The sequence below is a fragment of the Brucella thiophenivorans genome (assembly GCF_002252445.1).
Taxonomy (GTDB): domain Bacteria; phylum Pseudomonadota; class Alphaproteobacteria; order Rhizobiales; family Rhizobiaceae; genus Brucella; species Brucella thiophenivorans.
On sequence record NZ_NNRJ01000019.1, the window covers coordinates 532,532 to 550,486 of the forward strand.

The following is a 17,955-nucleotide window of genomic DNA, read 5'->3' on the forward strand; positions in this document are numbered from 1 at the left end:
AACCATATTAATCATTTTAAAACCATTGCAGAACAAGACTGGAACATATAGTGTTTGTTCTGGTTATGTTTTTATTTGATTCTGGTCTGGAGGGTATGCGCATGTTGACCCGTAAACAGCACGAGCTTTTGCTGTTCATTCATGAACGTATGAAAGAAACAGGCATCCCTCCATCTTTCGACGAGATGAAAGAGGCGCTCGATCTGGCATCCAAATCGGGGATCCACCGGCTGATCACAGCACTTGAAGAACGCGGCTTTATTCGCAGACTTCCAAACCGTGCCCGTGCATTGGAAGTCTTGCGCCTGCCCGATTCAATCGCCCCCGGGCTGAACGGGCAAAAGAAATTTGCACCGAGCGTCATTGAAGGCAGCTTGGGTAAAGCACCCCCTCCTTCTCAACTACGGCCGGCTCCGGTTTCAGCCAATAATGATATGTCTGCTATGGTGTCCGTCCCCATGATGGGCCGCATCGCAGCTGGTGTACCAATTTCCGCCATTCAGAATCAGACACATTCGATCAGCCTTCCACCCGAAATGCTTGGCGCGGGTGAGCATTACGCGCTTGAGGTCAAAGGCGACTCGATGATCGAAGCAGGTATTTTTGATGGCGACACGGTCATCATCAAACGTGGTGATACGGCCAGCCCCGGCGAAATCGTGGTCGCTCTCGTCGATGATGAGGAAGCAACGCTAAAACGTTTCCGCCGCAAGGGTGCATCAATTGCACTGGAAGCAGCCAATCCGGCTTATGAAACGCGTATTTTCGGACCCGATCGCGTTCAGGTACAGGGTAAGCTGATCGGCTTGATCCGACGCTACTAAAACTTTTGTGGATAATTAGAGCCGGAGGAATTCCGAGTTTCGGCTCTCTTCTGATATTCACGCTCAGGCAGGCCGCGGGCCGCGCGTGAATAAAGGCGATGAAGATGCCAAGGGCGCGTTGGCGCATCGACCGAGAAGCTTAGTTTATCGGCGTAACCCATATCATTGCGGTGCTCTGTTGAGGCAAAGCGATAGACCTTATCATCTTTGCTGAGTTCCGGATTAGACAAGCGCTTGTGATCACGCTCAATCCTCTGCCCTAGCCTTATTTCAAGCGTACCTTTCAATGCCAGTTCCTGTCGGTCGATTACCAGTGAAGATTGACGCTCACAGCTTAAATTTTTACCTGCGATTGCAAGAACAACGACATCGCCGATATTACAGGCAGTTTCCTGCATATCTTCTTCTGCGGTATAGGCCAAAGTCCGCCCGCCACGCAGTGAGATGGTACAAAGCCCCTCTTCACAGATAAAACTATCATTGCGCGAAATCGCAATCCGTTTGCTTATTATCTGCGGCGGAACAAATTCATTGATCAGATAGGCAGTCTGCCAGTTCTGCGCAGTGAATTGTGGAGGCCTGTTGCGATTGACCGCAAAACTCCCATCAGGCAAGCGAACAGCGACAAATTTGGCGTCTTCGCTAATCAGAATATCAGGCATCGGCGTGCGCATGAACACTACCAAACCTGCAACAATCAATGGCAACGAAAGCCATCGCAGTTTTGTGGTGAATGTAACGGCCATCACAAGGGCGATGGTCCATAGAATGAGCGTCATCACTGGCATCACACCAGGATTGCCATCGGGTGAGAAGCTCGCAACAAAGCTCGCTATGTACCTCACGAGCAGCACACCAAATCCCATGATTTGCAAAGGCAGCCAATCAAGCTGCAATGGCATTAGCAGCAAGCTCAGCACAGCAAATGGCATGACCAATATTGAAATGACCGGCAGTGCCAGCACATTTCCGATCATCCCCAAGGGTGCAGTATTGTTGAAATGATAGGCCGCGAATATGCCGCTTGCTACACCTGCAACAAGCGATGTCGCACCCGTGGCAACCGCGGGTATAAGCATTTTTGCAATCATTCCACGCGGCTGCGCACGACGATCTTCGGTGGCTGATTGCCTGCTTGTCCTCCTGTCGCTCCACCAGGCAAAGGCGGCAATCAGCCCAGCAGTTGCCGAGAACGACATCTGAAAGCTTGGTCCGAGTATTTCATGCGGAGAGATAGCGATCATCGCCGCCGCCGCAATTGCAAGATTGCGCATACTGATTGCCGCACGATCTGCCAGCAACGCGCAAAGCATGACGACAATCATCACATAACTGCGCTGCGCCGCTACATCAGCACCCGACATGGCGAGATAAAAAGTACAGCTTAAAAGCGAAAGAAACGCCGCATATTTCTTGACAGAATATCGCGCACTGAATGCCGGAAACAACGCGAATAACGATCTCAGCGACATCATCACAACACCGGCTGCAAGCACCATATGCAGACCGGAAATGGAAAGAATATGCGCAAGTCCCGCCTTGCGCAGATCTTCATTCGTTTCATCGCTAATACCTGCCCGCTCGCCGGCGATCAATGCGGCTGCAACACTGCCATCCTCCCCTGAAAGCACCTCTGCAATTCGCTCAGAAACATGCACACGCAGCTGAGCAATCGCAGCAGCCGTTTGTGCCGGAAAACCGTCCGGTTCCGGCACTTCTGCAATTTTCGGCGTTCCAAGGAAAAAGCCATTCGCGCCGATACCACCAAAATAGGCATGAAATGCAAAATCATAATTGCCGGGTCGCACTGGTCCAGATGGCACACGTAGTCGCGCAAAACCATTTAGTCCGCTACCAATTGTCGTGCGCGCTGGAATATCGCGTGCAGTAATCCGAATGCGTTGCGGGGCATAGCGAAGCTTTGGTCTTTGGGTTTCAAGCAGATCAAGCGTCACACGCCAACTGCCATTGTCGCGATATTCAAGTGCTGCGACCCGGCCCGTAATGCGCGTTGAAACTTCCGAGCCCAACAATTGCGTGGCGCGGCGCTCCGTTTCGAATTTTCCGGCAATCGTTCCAAGTAAAAGTGCTACAGCCAGCGTCAATAGCTGTGCTTGCAAAAAATGCCTGCGAGATAAAAAGCGAACAACGCTGAGAATAATCAATATCGAAAAGACGGGCAGCCATTCAGGCTCAAATGAGAGCGTGAAATAAACGACAGCGCCCAAACCCATGAAAATAGGAAAGAGGAGAAAAAACAGACCCCTGCTGATTTCCCGACTCATTGCATCTGTCAAATTGCACTGCATAGCCAGTCGAAGCGCAGACAGTCGTTCTCTGCGGTTCAGATAGCTTTGCCGCAAGGCTGGCGATAAATCTTCACTTACTTTTTTAGGCAGCCATGGTTCGGGCAATAAGGCGCGTTCGAGCCCGGCAGACATGTCTTTGACAAACGCCCGCTCGCTTATTTCCTGCGTTTCCCTTATGCTCGTCATGCCCCCGCCTGACTGCAAAAGTGCTCCCCGATTGCGCGAAACCCTTGCGCACTGTGCTGCCTATGCTACATGAAACCCAGTCAAAATCGAGAGGGTTCCCGCTTTAAGAATCCTCATCGCCCGTAGACGACAAACAAACGGGCACTAGATATTCAAAATTCTGCCTCACGCGCGGCGTCCTGCCGTTGTCACACGAGGCTCTGATACAGTGGAGCTGTCATGTCGAAACCGGTCGTAACCCGTTTTGCCCCTTCGCCCACCGGTTTTCTGCATATTGGCGGAGCCCGGACCGCCCTGTTCAACTGGCTCTATGCCAAACACACCGGCGGCAAGATGCTGCTGCGCATTGAGGACACGGATCGCGAGCGCTCATCAGACGCTGCAACGGCAGCAATCCTCGATGGCCTGACTTGGCTTGGTCTTGACTGGAATGGCGAAGTGATTTCGCAGTTTGAACGCGCTCCGCGTCACCGTGAAGTGGCTGAAGAACTGGTTACCAAGGGCAAAGCCTACTATTGCTATGCAACGCCGCAAGAACTTGAAGACATGCGCGAAAAGGCTCGCGCCGAAGGCCGTCCGCCGCGTTATGATGGCCGCTGGCGTGATCGCGATCCGTCCGAAGCTCCCGAAGGTGTTAAGCCGGTTATCCGAATCAAGGCGCCGCGCGAAGGCGAAACCCTTGTGCGCGATGCTGTACAAGGCGATGTGCGTTTTCCGAATAAGGACCTCGATGATTTCATCATTCTGCGTTCCGATGGCAATCCAACCTATATGCATGCTGTTGTCGTTGACGATCACGATATGGGCGTCACCCACATCATCCGTGGCGATGACCATCTGACAAATGCTGCACGTCAGACCGTCATTTACGACGCAATGGGCTGGAATGTTCCGCAGATGTCGCATATTCCGCTCATTCACGGCGCGGATGGTGCAAAGCTTTCCAAGCGCCATGGCGCTCTTGGCGTCGATGCCTATCGCGCCATGGGCTATCTGCCAGAAGCACTACGCAATTATCTCGTGCGCCTTGGATGGAGCCATGGCGATGATGAAATCATGTCCACCGAACAAATGATTGAATGGTTTGACGTCACAGATATAAACAAAGGCGCTGCACGTTTTGACTTCCAGAAACTGGAAGCCATCAACGGCGTCTATATGCGTAACAGCGATGATAAAGCGCTTTTCGATGCATTGATTGCTGTATTACCGGAAATCGAAGGTGGCAAGGAACTCGAAGCATCCCTTGATGAAAAGGGCCGTGCGCAGCTTCTTACTGCTATGCCGGGCCTCAAAGACCGCGCCAAAACGCTTGTTGAACTGGCCGATGGTGCGAAATTCATCTTCGCGAAGCGTCCACTGAAATTCGACGAAAAAGCTGCCTCTTTGCTTAATGATGAAGGACGCGCTGTTCTCAAAGCTGTGATTCCACATCTCGAAGCAACTTCGGAGTGGAGCGTTGAATCACTTGATGCAGCGGTTCGCGCCCATGCAGAGGAAGTCGGCCTGAAACTTGGTAAGGTTGCGCAACCGCTACGCGCAGCACTGACCGGTCGCGCCACCTCGCCAGGTGTATTCGACGTTCTCTTCGTTCTTGGCCGCGAAGAGTCGATTGCACGTGTAAAAGATCAAATCGTTTAAAATGTTAGCATTCACGCTGACGTGACAAAACGGGTCTAATTAGTACAAATTACGCATTGCATCACAAAATCATTGGGATAGTTTGGCGAGCGAAATCGTCGACTAATGCGTTGAAAAGCCGGTCTTCCGCAAAAGCGGAAGACATATAAATGTTGCGAGAGACAAGTTATAACGACGATTAAAATTCAGCCGCCGCACGGGCGGCAAAGTGGACACGAAAGGAAACACGATGTCAGATAAGACAGCTAGCTTTACCCTCGACGGCAAAACATTCGACCTGCCTGTACGACAAGGCACTGTCGGGCCGGAGGTCGTCGACATCGGTCCACTTTACAAGAATGCAAATGCTTTCACCTACGATCCGGGCTTCACATCGACTGCTTCGTGCGAATCCAAGATCACCTATATTGATGGTGACGAAGGTGTTCTTCTTTATCGCGGTTATCCGATTGATCAGCTCGCTGAGCATGGCGACTTTCTCGAAACCTGCTATCTTTTGCTTTACGGCGAACTTCCTACAGCAACCCAGAAGTCAGATTTTGATTATCGCGTGACCCGTCACACGATGGTCCACGAGCAGATGACACGCTTCTTCACCGGCTTCCGTCGTGACGCACATCCGATGGCAGTGATCGTTGGCTGCGTTGGCGCAATGTCGGCCTTCTATCACGACTCGACCGACATCACCGACCCGCATCAGCGTATGGTTGCATCCATCCGCCTGCTGGCAAAGGTGCCCACTCTTGCTGCAATGGCCTATAAATACCATATCGGCCAGCCGTTCATGTATCCGAAAAACGACCTCGATTTCGCAGCAAACTTCCTGCATATGTGCTTTGCTGTTCCTTGCGAAGATTACAAGGTCAATCCGGTTCTAGCCCGCGCTATGGACCGCATCTTCATCCTGCATGCTGATCACGAGCAGAACGCCTCGACCTCGACTGTTCGCCTTGCAGGCTCGTCGGGTGCAAATCCGTTTGCTTGTATCGCTGCGGGCGTTGCCTGCCTCTGGGGCCCGGCACATGGCGGTGCAAATGAAGCAGCGCTCAATATGCTCGCTGAAATCGGCACTGTTGACCGCATTCCAGAGTTCATCGCTCGCGCTAAGGACAAGAACGATCCATTTCGCCTGATGGGCTTTGGTCATCGCGTTTACAAGAACTACGATCCGCGTGCAAAGATCATGCAGAAGACCTGCCACGAGGTTCTCGGCGAACTCGGCATCAAGGACGATCCGCTGCTCGACGTAGCCCTGGAACTCGAAAAGATCGCTCTGACCGACGAATATTTCATCGAAAAGAAGCTCTATCCAAATATCGACTTCTATTCGGGAATTACGTTGAAGGCTCTCGGCTTCCCAACCGAAATGTTTACGGTTCTGTTCGCACTCGCCCGCACCGTCGGCTGGGTCGCTCAGTGGAAGGAAATGATCGAAGATCCACAGCAGAAGATCGGTCGTCCGCGCCAGCTTTACACAGGCGCTCCAGAACGCGATTACGTACCGGTCGCAAAGCGCAAGTAAGCAAAACAAAAACCCCGGCAAATTGCCGGGGTTTTTGTTTGTATAAATTCTCAGATTTTCAGCGCTTTCTGCCGTTCTCTGCAAGATCAAGCAGTACCTGCGCGCCGATCTCACCCGATGGGCGTTCTGTCGCCATAATGGATGTGACCTTATCAAACCCATCAATCTGGGCCTGGCGTGAAGCACTTTTCAGCATCAATTGCTCAACATAACGCGCAAGATTTCCAGGCCTGACAGATTCATTGAAAAATTCCGGTACGACAGGCTGGTCTGCAATGATGTTAGGCAGAGCAGCACTCCAGACTGTAATCTTGGAAATCAGAAACTGACGTGCGAACCAGTCGGCCTTATAGGAAAGCACCGTCGGAATATGCGACAGAGCCAGTTCCAGAGAAACCGTACCCGATGCAGCCAATGCGGCGTCAGCGCGTGCAAAAGCCTGCCATTTCGCTTCATCACCCGTCACGATCAAAGGTTTGACCGCCCAGTCTTTGGACATCTCGCGCACGATTTCCTCAATGCGCGGGAGGGTCGGCAGAATGACTTCAAGCTTTTCCACGCGTGTTGAAAGTTCGGCAACCGCCTTGCCAAATGGCTCCATCAGCATCTGGAGTTCACCACGACGGGAACCGGGAAGCAGCAGAAGGCAACGTGAATCGTCCGCCCAACGCGTCTTCTCCGCTTCTCTTTGCGCCGCCTGCACCGCAACAATTGGCGCATAGCTGCTCAAACGATGGCCGACATAGGTCGATTGCGGACCGTTGAGGCGCTTCATCACTTCGACCTCGAACGGCAGAACCGTCAAAACATGATCGACATAGGCGCGCATGGCCTTTGCCCGCTGCGGACGCCACGCCCAAACGCTTGGTGCAATATATTTTACAATTGGAATAGATGGATCGGCGGCACGTATTTTCTTTGCAACGCGATGGGTAAATTCCGGGCTATCGATCAACAAAATGCAATCGGGCTTTTCTGCCACAATGCGCTTCGCTGTTTGGCGGATACGCACGATAAGACCGGGCAGATTTTTGAGAATCGCTCCGAGGCCCATCAAAGCAATCTCATGCGGGTCGAAGAAGCTTTTAAGCCCGCGCGCCGTCAGATGTTCGCCACCAACGCCAATGATGTCGACCAGCCTGTCGGTCTGGCCTCGCAACGCATCAATCAGATCGGCACCAAGAAGATCGCCGGATTCTTCTCCAGCCACGATCGCTATTTTCAATGGCCGGCTGGTTTTACTCACCCTTTTATGTCCTTTGTGCTTCGACTAATCGTCTCAATGAAAAGGCCTTTTTCATTGGCCGCAGCAATCGTTTCGCCGAGGCCGAGAATAAACGTACGCCCCGCTTCAATCACAATCCCAGACAATCCAGCCCGCGCTGCATTTTCCACCGTGGATACGCCAATAGCCGGCAGATCGGCTCGCTCATCCTGACGTGGCTTAGCCATTTTGACAAGGACACCTCCGCGTTTGGAAATTCTACCAGCCTCACGAAGTGCATAGACGCGCTCGATCATCTGATCGGTGCCTTCAGCGCCTTCAAGCGCGACAACACGACCGCCAGCAGCAATTGCGCCCTGCCCAACATCAAGTTCACCAAGATAGAGAGCAGCTTCCATCGCTAGCGCAATATTACGCCGCTCTTTTGAATCGGGTGTTAGACGTGTGATGCAACGTGCCGGTTCAGGGGACAGCAGGTCCGGTACAACTTCATGTGCCCCAACCATCTTAAAGCCATAGCGTTCAAGCAGACGCATAAACGCACGCAGCAAAGCATCGTCGCCCTGCCCAAGAGCAACCAAAACATATCGCATGGCTCGCAGCGTCGGCAGATTGATCTTCAGATCACTTAAATGCGGACGATTGCGAAGGCCACCCGCCAACACCACCTGACGAACACCAGCAGAGCGCATGGCGCGAATAAGCATGCCAAAATCGATAACTGCGATTTCCTGATGCTCATATTCGTAGAGCGAAGCATCAGCTTCGCCACGCAAGGGAAGCACAAAAGGCGGATTTCCATCCGCCTTCAAAGCTTCAGCCACTTTAATCGGCAACAGTCCGTTGCCAGCAATAATGGCCGTGCGGGGGCGCTTTATCGCGCTCGTCCCACTATCAATCGTCACCGTCATCCATCGCTCCGCCTACGGATGAGCCAAGCGGCGGTGTGCAATAGGCACGCTTATTTTCTACCAGAATGAAGGAAATAAGATCAGTCACACCGTCTGATTCAGGAAATGTTTTTAGAACATCCTGCGCACGTTCGCGAACCGGCTTGGAGCGATCAAACAGCATATGCACGGCATGGCGCAGATTATGAATATCCTTGCGTTGCATACCCGAGCGTTTCATGCCGATAATGTTGAGGCCACCAAGATAGGCGTGGTTCCCAATTGCACTCCCATAAGGAATGAGATCATGCGCAAGTGCTGCCATGCCACCAACGAAGGCATGATGACCGACGCGCGTGAACTGGTGAACCGCCGAACCGCCACCGAGAATTGCATGGTGGCCGATCTCAACGTGACCACCGATCATCACGTTATTAGCGAAAGTAACATGATCACCAACGTCGCAGTCATGCGCAACGTGAGCATAAGCCAGGAACTGGCAATTATCGCCCACACTTGTGTAACCGCGGCTGCTATCAGAACCGCGATGCATCGTAACGCCTTCGCGGATCAGGCAGTTTGTGCCAACGATCAGCTTGGTTGGACCGCCCTTATGTTTTCCGTTTTGCGGATCACAACCAAGAACGGCATGCGGATAGACTTTTGCGCCAGCGCCAAGCGTTACGGCGTCGCTGATCACAACGTGGCTCATCAGCTCCGAGCCATCGCCAATGACTGCACCAGACTGAACGTGACAAAAAGGGCCCACAGAGACGCCTTGTCCGAGTTCCACACCCTGCTCTACAAGAGCTGTAGGATGGATGAAAGTTTCCTTCATTGAGGTACTTACGCCTTTTCTTCGGCTACGCCAACCATTGCGGCGACTTCAGCTTCGGCAACCTTTACGCCATCAACTTGAGCTACGCACTCAAATTTAGAGATATTTCCGCGCTGTTTGATCTTTTTCACGTGAAGGTGAAGCTGATCGCCAGGAACTACAGGACGGCGGAACTTCGCTTTGTCAATCGTCATGAAATAAACAAGGCTAGGCTTATCAGAACCGTTCTTCAGAACCGTAATAGCACCAGCTGTCTGCGCCATAGCTTCAATAATCAGAACACCCGGCATAATTGGCTTATCTGGAAAATGACCAGTAAAATGCGGTTCATTCATCGTGACATTCTTGATGCCGGTCGCAGACTGATCACCATCAATATCAATGATACGGTCGATCAGCAAAAACGGATAACGATGCGGAAGCGCACGCAAAATAGTCTGAATGTCTGCGGTTTCAAGCTTCAGATTAGCATCACTCATCTGAGGATTGCTCCTTTCTTGGTTTCCCGATGCTTCGGATATTCGCAATATCTCTGAACCATTGCTTGATTGGTCGAGCCGGGACGCCCCCCCAGCGCTCGCCATCGGGTATGTCATTCATAACGCCGCTACCTGCAGCAATCTGTACACGCGAACCGATAACCACATGATCGGCAAGGCCTACGCTGCCGCCGATCATGGTTTGATCACCGATAACGACACTCCCCGAAATACCGCAGAGTGCAGCCACAACACAAAAACGGCCAAAACGCACACCATGCGCAATCTGCACCAGATTATCGATCTTTGTACCTTCGCCGATGACAGTGTCGCTCAACGCGCCGCGATCAATCGTCGTATTTGCACCGATCTCGACATCATCCTGCAGAATAACACGGCCGAGCTGTGGCACCTTTTCAAGGCCTCTAGGACCGGGCACATAGCCAAACCCGTCTTGTCCGATACGAACACCCGGATGCAAAGAGACGCGATTGCCGATCATGGCAAACTGAACAGCCACGCCCGGCGCGATGTAACAATCGCGACCGATCTGGCAGCCCTCGCCGATAACAGCAGTCGCTGCAATCAAAGTACCTGAACCGATGCTGGCATTCTTGCCAATCGCAGCACCCGGTTCAATGGTAACGCCGTCTTCAATCTTTGCAGTTGGGTGTATAAAAGCAGCCGCTGAAATGCCCGTTTCACCGAGCCAGCTTTCAGGCCGTACAGAAACAGGGAACAGCATGCGTCCAACGGAGGAAAAATCACGCTGGGGATTTCTGGTAACTAGGGTGGCAATACCGGAAGGTACGCTATCCGCAACATCTTCCGAACAAAGAACACCTGCGGCCTTCATGCCTGCAAGCGCCAATGCATTTTTCTTGCCATCAACAAAAACGAGCGCGTTTTCACTCGCATCATTCAAAGAGGCCAAACGCGCAACAGAACGCGGTGCAAGCTTCGTGTTGCGAAGGCTTGCACCGGTAAAATCTGCAATATCACCAATCGTGAGTTCACGAGAAGGCTTAAAGAAAATGGGATCTGCCATTAAAGCACTTTCTTGCCCGGGGCATGTCTGCCCCGGGAAAAGGCAAATCTATTAGAACTTGGTCGAAACGCCGAAGTTGAAATTCTGAACCTTATCGGTGTCAGCTTTTGCAACCGGGAACGCGTAGTCGAAGCGCAGCGGACCAAATGGTGACGCCCACATCAAGCTAAGACCAACAGAAGCGCGAAGCTTCTTGTCGTCACCCAAGGCACCCGATGTATTGTTTCCATAGAGCGTTGCCGCGTCGGCAAAGAACGCACCACGAATTCCGAGGCTATCTGGAACGAGAGGCATCGGGAACTGAACTTCCGCTGTAGCATTCGCGTAAGTCGTTCCGCCTAACCAGTAACGGTTACCATTACCAGAATCCTGATATGGACCAATCCCGTTGAACTTAAAGCCGCGGATCATATCCGAATTATTCTTGAACAAATCGAAGATACGAACGCCGTCATTGCCAAATTCGTGGATATAACCACCACCTACACCCAGCATACCGACGATGTCGGCTTCCTGTGCAAGTGTCTGATAGTAATTACCCTTGAATGTCGTCTTGATGTACTTTGCATCACCGCCAAGACCTGCAAACTCCTGATTGAAGCGCGCATAAATACCGTCATGCGGATTCTTCATATCATCAATGGAGTTATAGGTCAGTGAGTAGCTGATCGAAGAACGCAACCATGGGCTGTATTCGCCAGCCTCGATAAGAGCAGGCGCGTAATAATTTGGATCAGGATTACCGGACGCGTCCTGAATATACAGGTCATACTTCTCCTGAACGAGATTGTAAGCCAGACCAGCCGAGAAGTTATCCGTGATCGGAAGACCGAAACGAATCGTGCCGCCTGTCTGTTCAACATCATAGCGACCGCCACTGTCGACGCGGTACGAACGACGGAACACGTCGAAGCCAGCCGACATACGATAGCCAAGGAAATACGGCTCGGTGAACGACAGTGCGTAATTACGCATCTTGTCCTGACCGGCACCCGCACTGATACGGATGAACTGACCACGTCCGAGGAAGTTACGTTCGGTGATCGCAGCTTCAACCTGCGCGCCCGGCGATTCACCGCCGGTCGTATAACCACCACCGATCGAGAACTCACCTGTCGACTTTTCAACAACGTCAACAACCAGAATAACCTGATCAGGCTCTGCGCCAGGAGCAGTCGATACATTGACAGTCTGGAAGAAATCGAGAGCTTCGAGACGACGCTTCGCGCGCTGAACCATAACCTGATTGAAAGCATCGCCTTCATTCATATCGAATTCACGACGGATTACGTAATCGCGAGTCTTGTCGTTGCCACGGATTTCAATGCGCTCAACGTAAGCGCGCGGACCTTGATCAACACTGTAAACGAGCGAAATCGTGTTGTTTTCAAAGTCACGGTCACCGCGAGGCTCGACCTTGGCAAATGCATAACCGCTACCCGCAACGTTTTCCGTGATAGCAGTAACCGAATCTTCGACTTCCTTGGCACTGTAAGGCTTGCCAGCACGGGTCTTGACGAGACGATCAAGAGCCTGCGTATCCACACCGTCCACGGTGCTTTCAACAGTCACATTGCCGAAGTTATAACGCTGACCTTCATCAACAGTGATGGTGATCGTGTATTCGTTCGTTGAAGGATCGAGCGTAGCATTCGAAGACAGAACGCGGAAATCTGCGTAACCGCGATTATAGTAGAAACGACGCAGCGCTTCTTCATCAGCCTGCAAACGGCCTTCATCATAGACATCGTTACGGGTCAACCACGACAGCGGGTTCGAACGCTTGGTGGAGATGACATCGCGAAGACGACGCGAACCGTAGGTATTGTTACCGACAAAATTAATATCGGCGATTTTCGTGCGACCGCCCTCGGTGATCTCATAGACCACGTTCACGCGACCCTGACCAAGATCAACAGTGCGTGCATTCACGATCGCATCGCTACGACCGATATGTGCATAAGCACCCTTGATGGCTTCCTTGTCAGCTTCCATCACTGCAGCATCATAAGGCGAACGGGCCTTGAGCTGGACAGCGCGAGCAAGGTCGGGATCCTTGATCTTCTTGTTGCCCTGGAACAGGACATTGTTGACGACTGAACGCTCATCAACATGAACAACGAGCGTGCTGCCTGACTGATTGATGCGAACATCAGAAAACAGGCCCATGGCATAGAGACGCTTTACGGCATCATCAATGTCGGTGCTGTTAAAAGCCTTACCTGGGCGAATGTCGATGTTGTCACGGATCGTCTGTGCATCAACGCGGGAATTTCCGCGCACTTCAATGCGATTGACAACAGCAGCCTGAGCAGCATTGACCGACACCAGAGAGAGCGCAGCCGAACCCGAAGCTACAAGAGCAACTGACATGGCGAGCGCTGAAGCGGCACCAAAGAATTTAGAACTTGCCGTCATGGGCTTTCCGAACCTTCGTTTCTTTCTGTCCCCGGGGCGATTTTCCCAGAAATGCACGTATAGATACAACCGTAATAGCCGGTTTTTCTATACAAGCAAGCGTCACGGTTAAAATCTGTTTACTTAAGCAATCAGCGTGGCATCCATGCCACGCGATTTAACAGTTATGGTAAACAGATCACTACGCTTTTCCGATCCTCGCACCCAATGTTCATTTCTGATTAACACCTCTGCACAGTTTTTTAATGTGAGTGGTGCTTCGTAAAAATGGTGGGCCCCGCCAGATTGGCAGCGCGACCCGGTTCCTCGTCAACCAATTGCCCAGTCATCTAGCAGGCAAACAGGTCGTTGAAAAGTACGAACCCCATGAATCCCATCACAACGAGAAATCCAACGCGGTAGAAAAGCTCCTGGGCACGGACAGATAGAGGGCTGCCTTTAATCGCTTCCACAGCATAGAAAACCAGATGCCCGCCGTCCAAAGGTGGGAGGGGAAACAGGTTCAAAAGCCCTATACCGATGGAAAGCATGGCTGTGAGCTGGATCAACCAGTCGAAACCCTGACTTGCTGCCTTACCTGCCATATTGGCAATTTTCACAGGCCCACCCAGCTGACATTTGTCTTCACGTCCAACTGCAAAGCGTTGAAAAAATTCTCCAGTGCGGCTGATAATATACCCGGTTTCCACAATGGCCTGCCCGACTGATTCGAGAGGACCATATTCAATCCGGCGAAAATTCCCGACGGCCTGAGTGGTTTCAACGCCGATTGCACCCATTTTGACTTGATTGCCAAGAGGGTCAGTTCGCTCGACCAAAGCCGGCGTCGCTTTCAGGTCGACCATCTTGCCGTCGCGCTCAACCGTGAAATCCAACTCATCGCCCGAACGCCCAGACACAATACGCTGCACATCGGAAAAAGTAGTGATCTTCTGGCCTTCGACGCTGATAAAACGGTCACCCGGTTCAAATCCTGCTGCTGCAGCCGGGCTGTCGGGTTGAACACCCGCAACGAGCGGATCAGCAATCTGTTTGCCGTAAAGCGCGAAAAACACGCTGAAAATAACGACCGTAAGAATGATATTGAATAGAGGACCGGCAAAAACTGTAGCCGCACGCTTCCAGACCGGTTGCGTATGAAAAGCCCTGCTCTGATCTTCCGCACTCAGATTGGAATTATCCACACCCACCGGCGAGCTCGTGGCACTTTCATCACCGAGAAACTTCACATAGCCGCCGAGCGGAATGGCCGAAAGCTTCCAGCGCGTGCCATGCTTATCGGTAAAGCCGATCAATTCAGGTCCAAATCCTACAGAAAAGGCGCTAGCGCCAATGCCGCACCATCTGCCGACCAGATAGTGTCCCATTTCATGCACAAAAACGACAACCGTGAGCACAAACAGAAATGGAATTATCGTCCCTACGAGCAGACTTTCGCTGCCGATGAAAAAGGCGAGAGCCTCTTGCAAATTACCACTCCTACAAATTCATACGCGGTCAAAAACTAAAAAAGATTGCAGATGGCACATCTGGCTCGGCGATTATCGCACCAAACAGGTATAGAAGTGCCGCCGCCGCGACAAGCCCATCGACACGATCAAGCACTCCTCCATGACCCGGCAGGAGACGACCTGAGTCTTTTGCACCAAACTGACGCTTTACCCATGATTCTGCGAGATCACCGATCTGCGAAACAATAGACAGAAGAAGAGCCAGCAAAGGCACGATCCAGCTACCGGGCGCAGCAACAAGTGAGGCAACAAGAATGCCGCCAGCAACGGCTGCCGCCGCTCCACCCAACGCTCCAGACCATGTCTTATTAGGCGAAAAGCGTGGTGCGAGCTTGGGGCCACCAAGAGCACGTCCGTTGAAATAAGCCGCAATGTCGGTCGACCATACGACTGCAAAAAGAAAACAGATAGCCGTGAAGCCGAACGGCTCGTCACCACGCAACAGCGAAAGCGAAATCGCTGAAAAACCGGTATAGAAAAGACCAGAAGCTGGCCAGCCACGTCCGGTCTTCCATTGCGTTATCAGCAAAACAAGCGTTCCCAACAGCAAAACGCCGATTGTCAGCAAAGCGCCGCGATCAAGAACCAGCAGCACAAAGGTGATAATCAACCAGCCCCAGCCAAAAAGTCGGGAAAAGGATGTCTGCTTTGTCGTACTCAGTTCAGTCCACTCGTAAAACATCGCCAGACCAATGGCGATCGAAAACAAAGTGAACCCCAACCCGCCTATCCAGGTCAGCCAAAGAGCTGCAGCCCCTAAAACGATTGCCGTCAGAATACGCGTTTGCAGATTTGACATTGATACCTTTCGACCATTGCGTAATTCCTAAATCGAAATCAAATTAAGAGTTATGCAATAAACTTAAACTGTTAGAGCAACCTTCATGCGCTCTAAACGGACAGGCCACGTCAGACAGCAGCACCTTTTGCCGGAGTGCATTCAGTTGTGGATGAATGTTCTTCAAGCCCGTCGCGCACTTCGACACCGCCAAAACGACGCTCGCGTTGACGGAAAACCTCAAAGGCTGCATCGAGATCGGCAGGTTGGAAGTCGGGCCAATGCTGCGGAACAAAAAGAAATTCGGAATAAGCAGCCTGCCAAAGCAGAAAATTCGAAAGCCGCATCTCGCCACTCGTACGAATAATGAGATCGGGATCGGGAATATTGGCAGTGTCAAGATTAGCGGAAATCAGCTCAGACGAAATGGAATCAGGATCCAGTCGCCCTGCAGCAACATCTCTGGCCAGGCTTTTAACAGCGCGCGCAATCTCGTCACGAGAGCCATAATTAAACGCAATGATCAGATTAAGCCCGGTATTTTTGCGAGTAAGTTGTTCGGCTTCGCCGAGCAATGCACAAATATCAGATGCCAGTCCGTCTCGCTCGCCAATGATCCGCACACAAACATTGTTACGATGAAGCTCAGCCAGGTCGCGTCGGATGAAGAGTTTCAGCAATCCCATGAGATCACCAACTTCGCCACTCGGACGCGACCAGTTTTCAGATGAAAATGCAAAAAGAGTGAGATAGCCAAGCCCGCGATTGCCAGCATGGCGCACGGCTTCGCGCAGCGCCTCGACCCCTGCCCTATGGCCAGCGGTTCGTGGCAGCCCACGCGCCTTTGCCCAACGACCATTACCATCCATGATAATGGCTATGTGGCGCGGATCGGACATATTGCGGCTCTCCCTCACTGAAAAATCATGCGAGGCCTAAACCTGCATGATCTCCCCTTCCTTGACCGAAACAATCTTGTCCATTTCGGCAATGGTTTCGTCGGTCATTTTCTGAACTTTTTCAGAAAGCCCACGACCATCATCCTGACTGATGTCTCCGTCCTTTTCGAGCTTCTTGAGCGTATCCATGCCATCGCGGCGAACATGACGCGCTGCAATGCGGCCCTGCTCCGCATATTGATGCGCAATCTTGACCAACTCCTTACGGCGCTGCTCATTGAGCTCAGGCAAAGGAATACGAAGTGTCATGCCATCGGTGATTGGGTTCAAACCCAGACCGGAATCGCGAATCGCACGTTCAACCGCACCAACCATCGTTTTGTCCCAGACAGAAACCGAAAGCATGCGCGATTCAGGTACAGTAATATTGGCAACCTGATTGATCGGCATTTCAGAGCCATATGCCGTGATAGTAATTGGTTCGAGCAAGCTTGCAGAAGCGCGGCCCGTACGCAAACCACCAAGGTCATGCTTGAGCGCAGTGATTGCGCCGTCCATGCGTCGCTTCAGGTCATTGATGTCAAAAACATCGCTCATAAGTGTTCTCCTTCAGTGCGCAGCAAGACAGTCGATTGGTATTGCGGATCAAATATTGCCGATCAATTGTCGGAAACGATCGTGCAACGTCCTTTGCCTTGCAGAATTTCGGCCAAGCCGCCGTTTTCATGGATCGAATAGACTATTATCGGAATGTTGTTCTCACGCGCAAGGGCAACTGCGGTCGTATCCATGACCGCAAGCCCACGATCCAGAACTTCCTTATGTGTAAGCGTATCTAAGCGTGTGGCAGTCGGGTCTTTTTTAGGATCAGCGGTGTAAATGCCGTCAACCTGCGTACCCTTTAAAAGTGCATCGGCTCCAATTTCCGCCGCACGCAGAGCTGCGGCAGAATCTGTTGTGAAGAATGGATTGCCTGTACCGCCTGCAAAAATCACAACCTTGCCCTCGTCCATATAGGCAGTTGCCTGCCGCTGGGAGAAGCTCTCGCAGATTTCAGGCATTGCTATGGCAGAAAGAACCACCGCATCCACGCCGATCTTGTGCAGTGAGGTGCGCAGTGCCAGCGAATTAATAACCGTTGCGAGCATACCCATATGGTCGCCAGTAACGCGGTCGCCACCCTTAGAAGCGACAGCCACACCACGGAAGATATTGCCGCCGCCAATCACCACGCCCACTTCAACGCCAAGCCCACGCGCCTGCTTGATGTCATTCGCAATACGATCAGCAACTGAGACATCAATGCCAAAACCCTGACTGCCCATCAGTGCCTCGCCGGAGGCTTTCAGAAGAACGCGTTTATAGGCGGACTTAACGGACATGGAGG

The 17,955-nt window shown here is 52.0% G+C and carries 15 protein-coding genes; 3 read left to right on the forward strand and 12 right to left on the reverse strand.

The features are described from left to right. Window positions 1-101: 101 nt before the first annotated feature. Window positions 102-824, forward strand: coding sequence for a transcriptional repressor LexA (gene lexA / locus CEV31_RS12035; protein ID WP_094507364.1), 723 nt, complete (start codon window positions 102-104; stop codon window positions 822-824). On the opposite strand, the gene CEV31_RS12040 is transcribed toward lexA, so the two are convergent. Further along, window positions 821-3,319, reverse strand: coding sequence for a ComEC/Rec2 family competence protein (locus CEV31_RS12040; protein WP_094507251.1), 2,499 nt, complete (start codon window positions 3,317-3,319; stop codon window positions 821-823). The two genes, lexA and CEV31_RS12040, sit on opposite strands and share 4 nt — an antisense overlap. Before the next feature lie 219 nt (window positions 3,320-3,538). Here CEV31_RS12040 and gltX point away from each other — a divergent pair, with 219 nt between their 5' ends. Beyond that, window positions 3,539-4,960, forward strand: coding sequence for a glutamate--tRNA ligase (gltX, locus tag CEV31_RS12045; RefSeq protein ID WP_094507252.1), 1,422 nt, complete (start codon window positions 3,539-3,541; stop codon window positions 4,958-4,960). Window positions 4,961-5,189: 229 nt separating this feature from the next. Beyond that, on the forward strand, window positions 5,190-6,482 hold the full coding sequence (gltA, locus tag CEV31_RS12050; protein WP_094507365.1) for a citrate synthase: 1,293 nt from the start codon (window positions 5,190-5,192) through the stop codon (window positions 6,480-6,482). Between the two features lie 58 nt (window positions 6,483-6,540). Here gltA and lpxB read toward each other — a convergent pair whose 3' ends face one another. From lpxB to pyrH, 11 genes are all read right to left on the reverse strand, one after another. Further along, window positions 6,541-7,728: a lipid-A-disaccharide synthase gene (gene lpxB / locus CEV31_RS12055; protein ID WP_094507253.1), complete on the reverse strand. Its 1,188-nt coding sequence runs from the start codon at window positions 7,726-7,728 to the stop codon at window positions 6,541-6,543. Further along, entirely contained in the window at window positions 7,725-8,618 is an 894-nt protein-coding gene (locus CEV31_RS12060) for an LpxI family protein (protein WP_094507254.1), read from the reverse strand. The genes lpxB and CEV31_RS12060 overlap by 4 nt, the downstream gene beginning before the upstream one ends. Beyond that, window positions 8,602-9,435, reverse strand: a complete 834-nt coding sequence (lpxA, locus tag CEV31_RS12065) for an acyl-ACP--UDP-N-acetylglucosamine O-acyltransferase (RefSeq protein ID WP_094507255.1) — start codon at window positions 9,433-9,435, stop codon at window positions 8,602-8,604. Before lpxA ends, CEV31_RS12060 begins: the two co-directional genes overlap by 17 nt. A gap of 8 nt (window positions 9,436-9,443) precedes the next feature. Next, a complete protein-coding gene (gene fabZ, locus CEV31_RS12070; RefSeq protein WP_094507256.1) occupies window positions 9,444-9,914 on the reverse strand; it encodes a 3-hydroxyacyl-ACP dehydratase FabZ in 471 nt (156 codons plus the stop codon). Next, window positions 9,907-10,962, reverse strand: coding sequence for a UDP-3-O-(3-hydroxymyristoyl)glucosamine N-acyltransferase (gene lpxD, locus CEV31_RS12075; RefSeq protein WP_094507257.1), 1,056 nt, complete (start codon window positions 10,960-10,962; stop codon window positions 9,907-9,909). Before lpxD ends, fabZ begins: the two co-directional genes overlap by 8 nt. Before the next feature lie 51 nt (window positions 10,963-11,013). After that, window positions 11,014-13,380 carry an outer membrane protein assembly factor BamA gene (gene bamA, locus CEV31_RS12080; protein WP_094507258.1) on the reverse strand — a complete coding sequence of 789 codons (2,367 nt, stop codon included), beginning with the start codon at window positions 13,378-13,380 and terminating at the stop codon, window positions 11,014-11,016. 329 nt (window positions 13,381-13,709) lie between these two features. Continuing rightward, window positions 13,710-14,849, reverse strand: coding sequence for an RIP metalloprotease RseP (rseP, locus tag CEV31_RS12085; RefSeq protein WP_094507259.1), 1,140 nt, complete (start codon window positions 14,847-14,849; stop codon window positions 13,710-13,712). 28 nt (window positions 14,850-14,877) lie between these two features. Beyond that, entirely contained in the window at window positions 14,878-15,690 is an 813-nt protein-coding gene (locus tag CEV31_RS12090) for a phosphatidate cytidylyltransferase (RefSeq protein ID WP_094507260.1), read from the reverse strand. 110 nt (window positions 15,691-15,800) lie between these two features. Next, the gene (locus CEV31_RS12095) at window positions 15,801-16,586 is read right to left on the reverse strand and encodes an isoprenyl transferase (RefSeq protein WP_268876334.1); all 786 of its coding nucleotides are present in this window, start codon (window positions 16,584-16,586) and stop codon (window positions 15,801-15,803) included. Window positions 16,587-16,604: 18 nt separating this feature from the next. Beyond that, complete coding sequence (gene frr / locus CEV31_RS12100) at window positions 16,605-17,165, reverse strand: ribosome recycling factor (RefSeq protein ID WP_094507262.1); 561 nt, start codon at window positions 17,163-17,165, stop codon at window positions 16,605-16,607. A gap of 62 nt (window positions 17,166-17,227) precedes the next feature. After that, window positions 17,228-17,950 carry a UMP kinase gene (pyrH, locus tag CEV31_RS12105; protein ID WP_094507263.1) on the reverse strand — a complete coding sequence of 241 codons (723 nt, stop codon included), beginning with the start codon at window positions 17,948-17,950 and terminating at the stop codon, window positions 17,228-17,230. Between the last annotated feature and the right edge of the window lie 5 nt (window positions 17,951-17,955).

Coding starts and splice junctions, on each gene's coding strand:
- bamA (WP_094507258.1), bottom strand. CDS start 13,380: ATGACGGCAAGTTCTAAATTCTTTGGTGCCGCTTCAGCGCTCGCCATG.
- lpxD (WP_094507257.1), bottom strand. CDS start 10,962: ATGGCAGATCCCATTTTCTTTAAGCCTTCTCGTGAACTCACGATTGGT.
- fabZ (WP_094507256.1), bottom strand. CDS start 9,914: ATGAGTGATGCTAATCTGAAGCTTGAAACCGCAGACATTCAGACTATT.
- pyrH (WP_094507263.1), bottom strand. CDS start 17,950: ATGTCCGTTAAGTCCGCCTATAAACGCGTTCTTCTGAAAGCCTCCGGC.
- CEV31_RS12060 (WP_094507254.1), bottom strand. CDS start 8,618: ATGACGGTGACGATTGATAGTGGGACGAGCGCGATAAAGCGCCCCCGC.
- lpxA (WP_094507255.1), bottom strand. CDS start 9,435: ATGAAGGAAACTTTCATCCATCCTACAGCTCTTGTAGAGCAGGGTGTG.
- CEV31_RS12090 (WP_094507260.1), bottom strand. CDS start 15,690: ATGTCAAATCTGCAAACGCGTATTCTGACGGCAATCGTTTTAGGGGCT.
- frr (WP_094507262.1), bottom strand. CDS start 17,165: ATGAGCGATGTTTTTGACATCAATGACCTGAAGCGACGCATGGACGGC.
- gltX (WP_094507252.1), top strand. CDS start 3,539: ATGTCGAAACCGGTCGTAACCCGTTTTGCCCCTTCGCCCACCGGTTTT.
- gltA (WP_094507365.1), top strand. CDS start 5,190: ATGTCAGATAAGACAGCTAGCTTTACCCTCGACGGCAAAACATTCGAC.
- lexA (WP_094507364.1), top strand. CDS start 102: ATGTTGACCCGTAAACAGCACGAGCTTTTGCTGTTCATTCATGAACGT.
- CEV31_RS12040 (WP_094507251.1), bottom strand. CDS start 3,319: ATGACGAGCATAAGGGAAACGCAGGAAATAAGCGAGCGGGCGTTTGTC.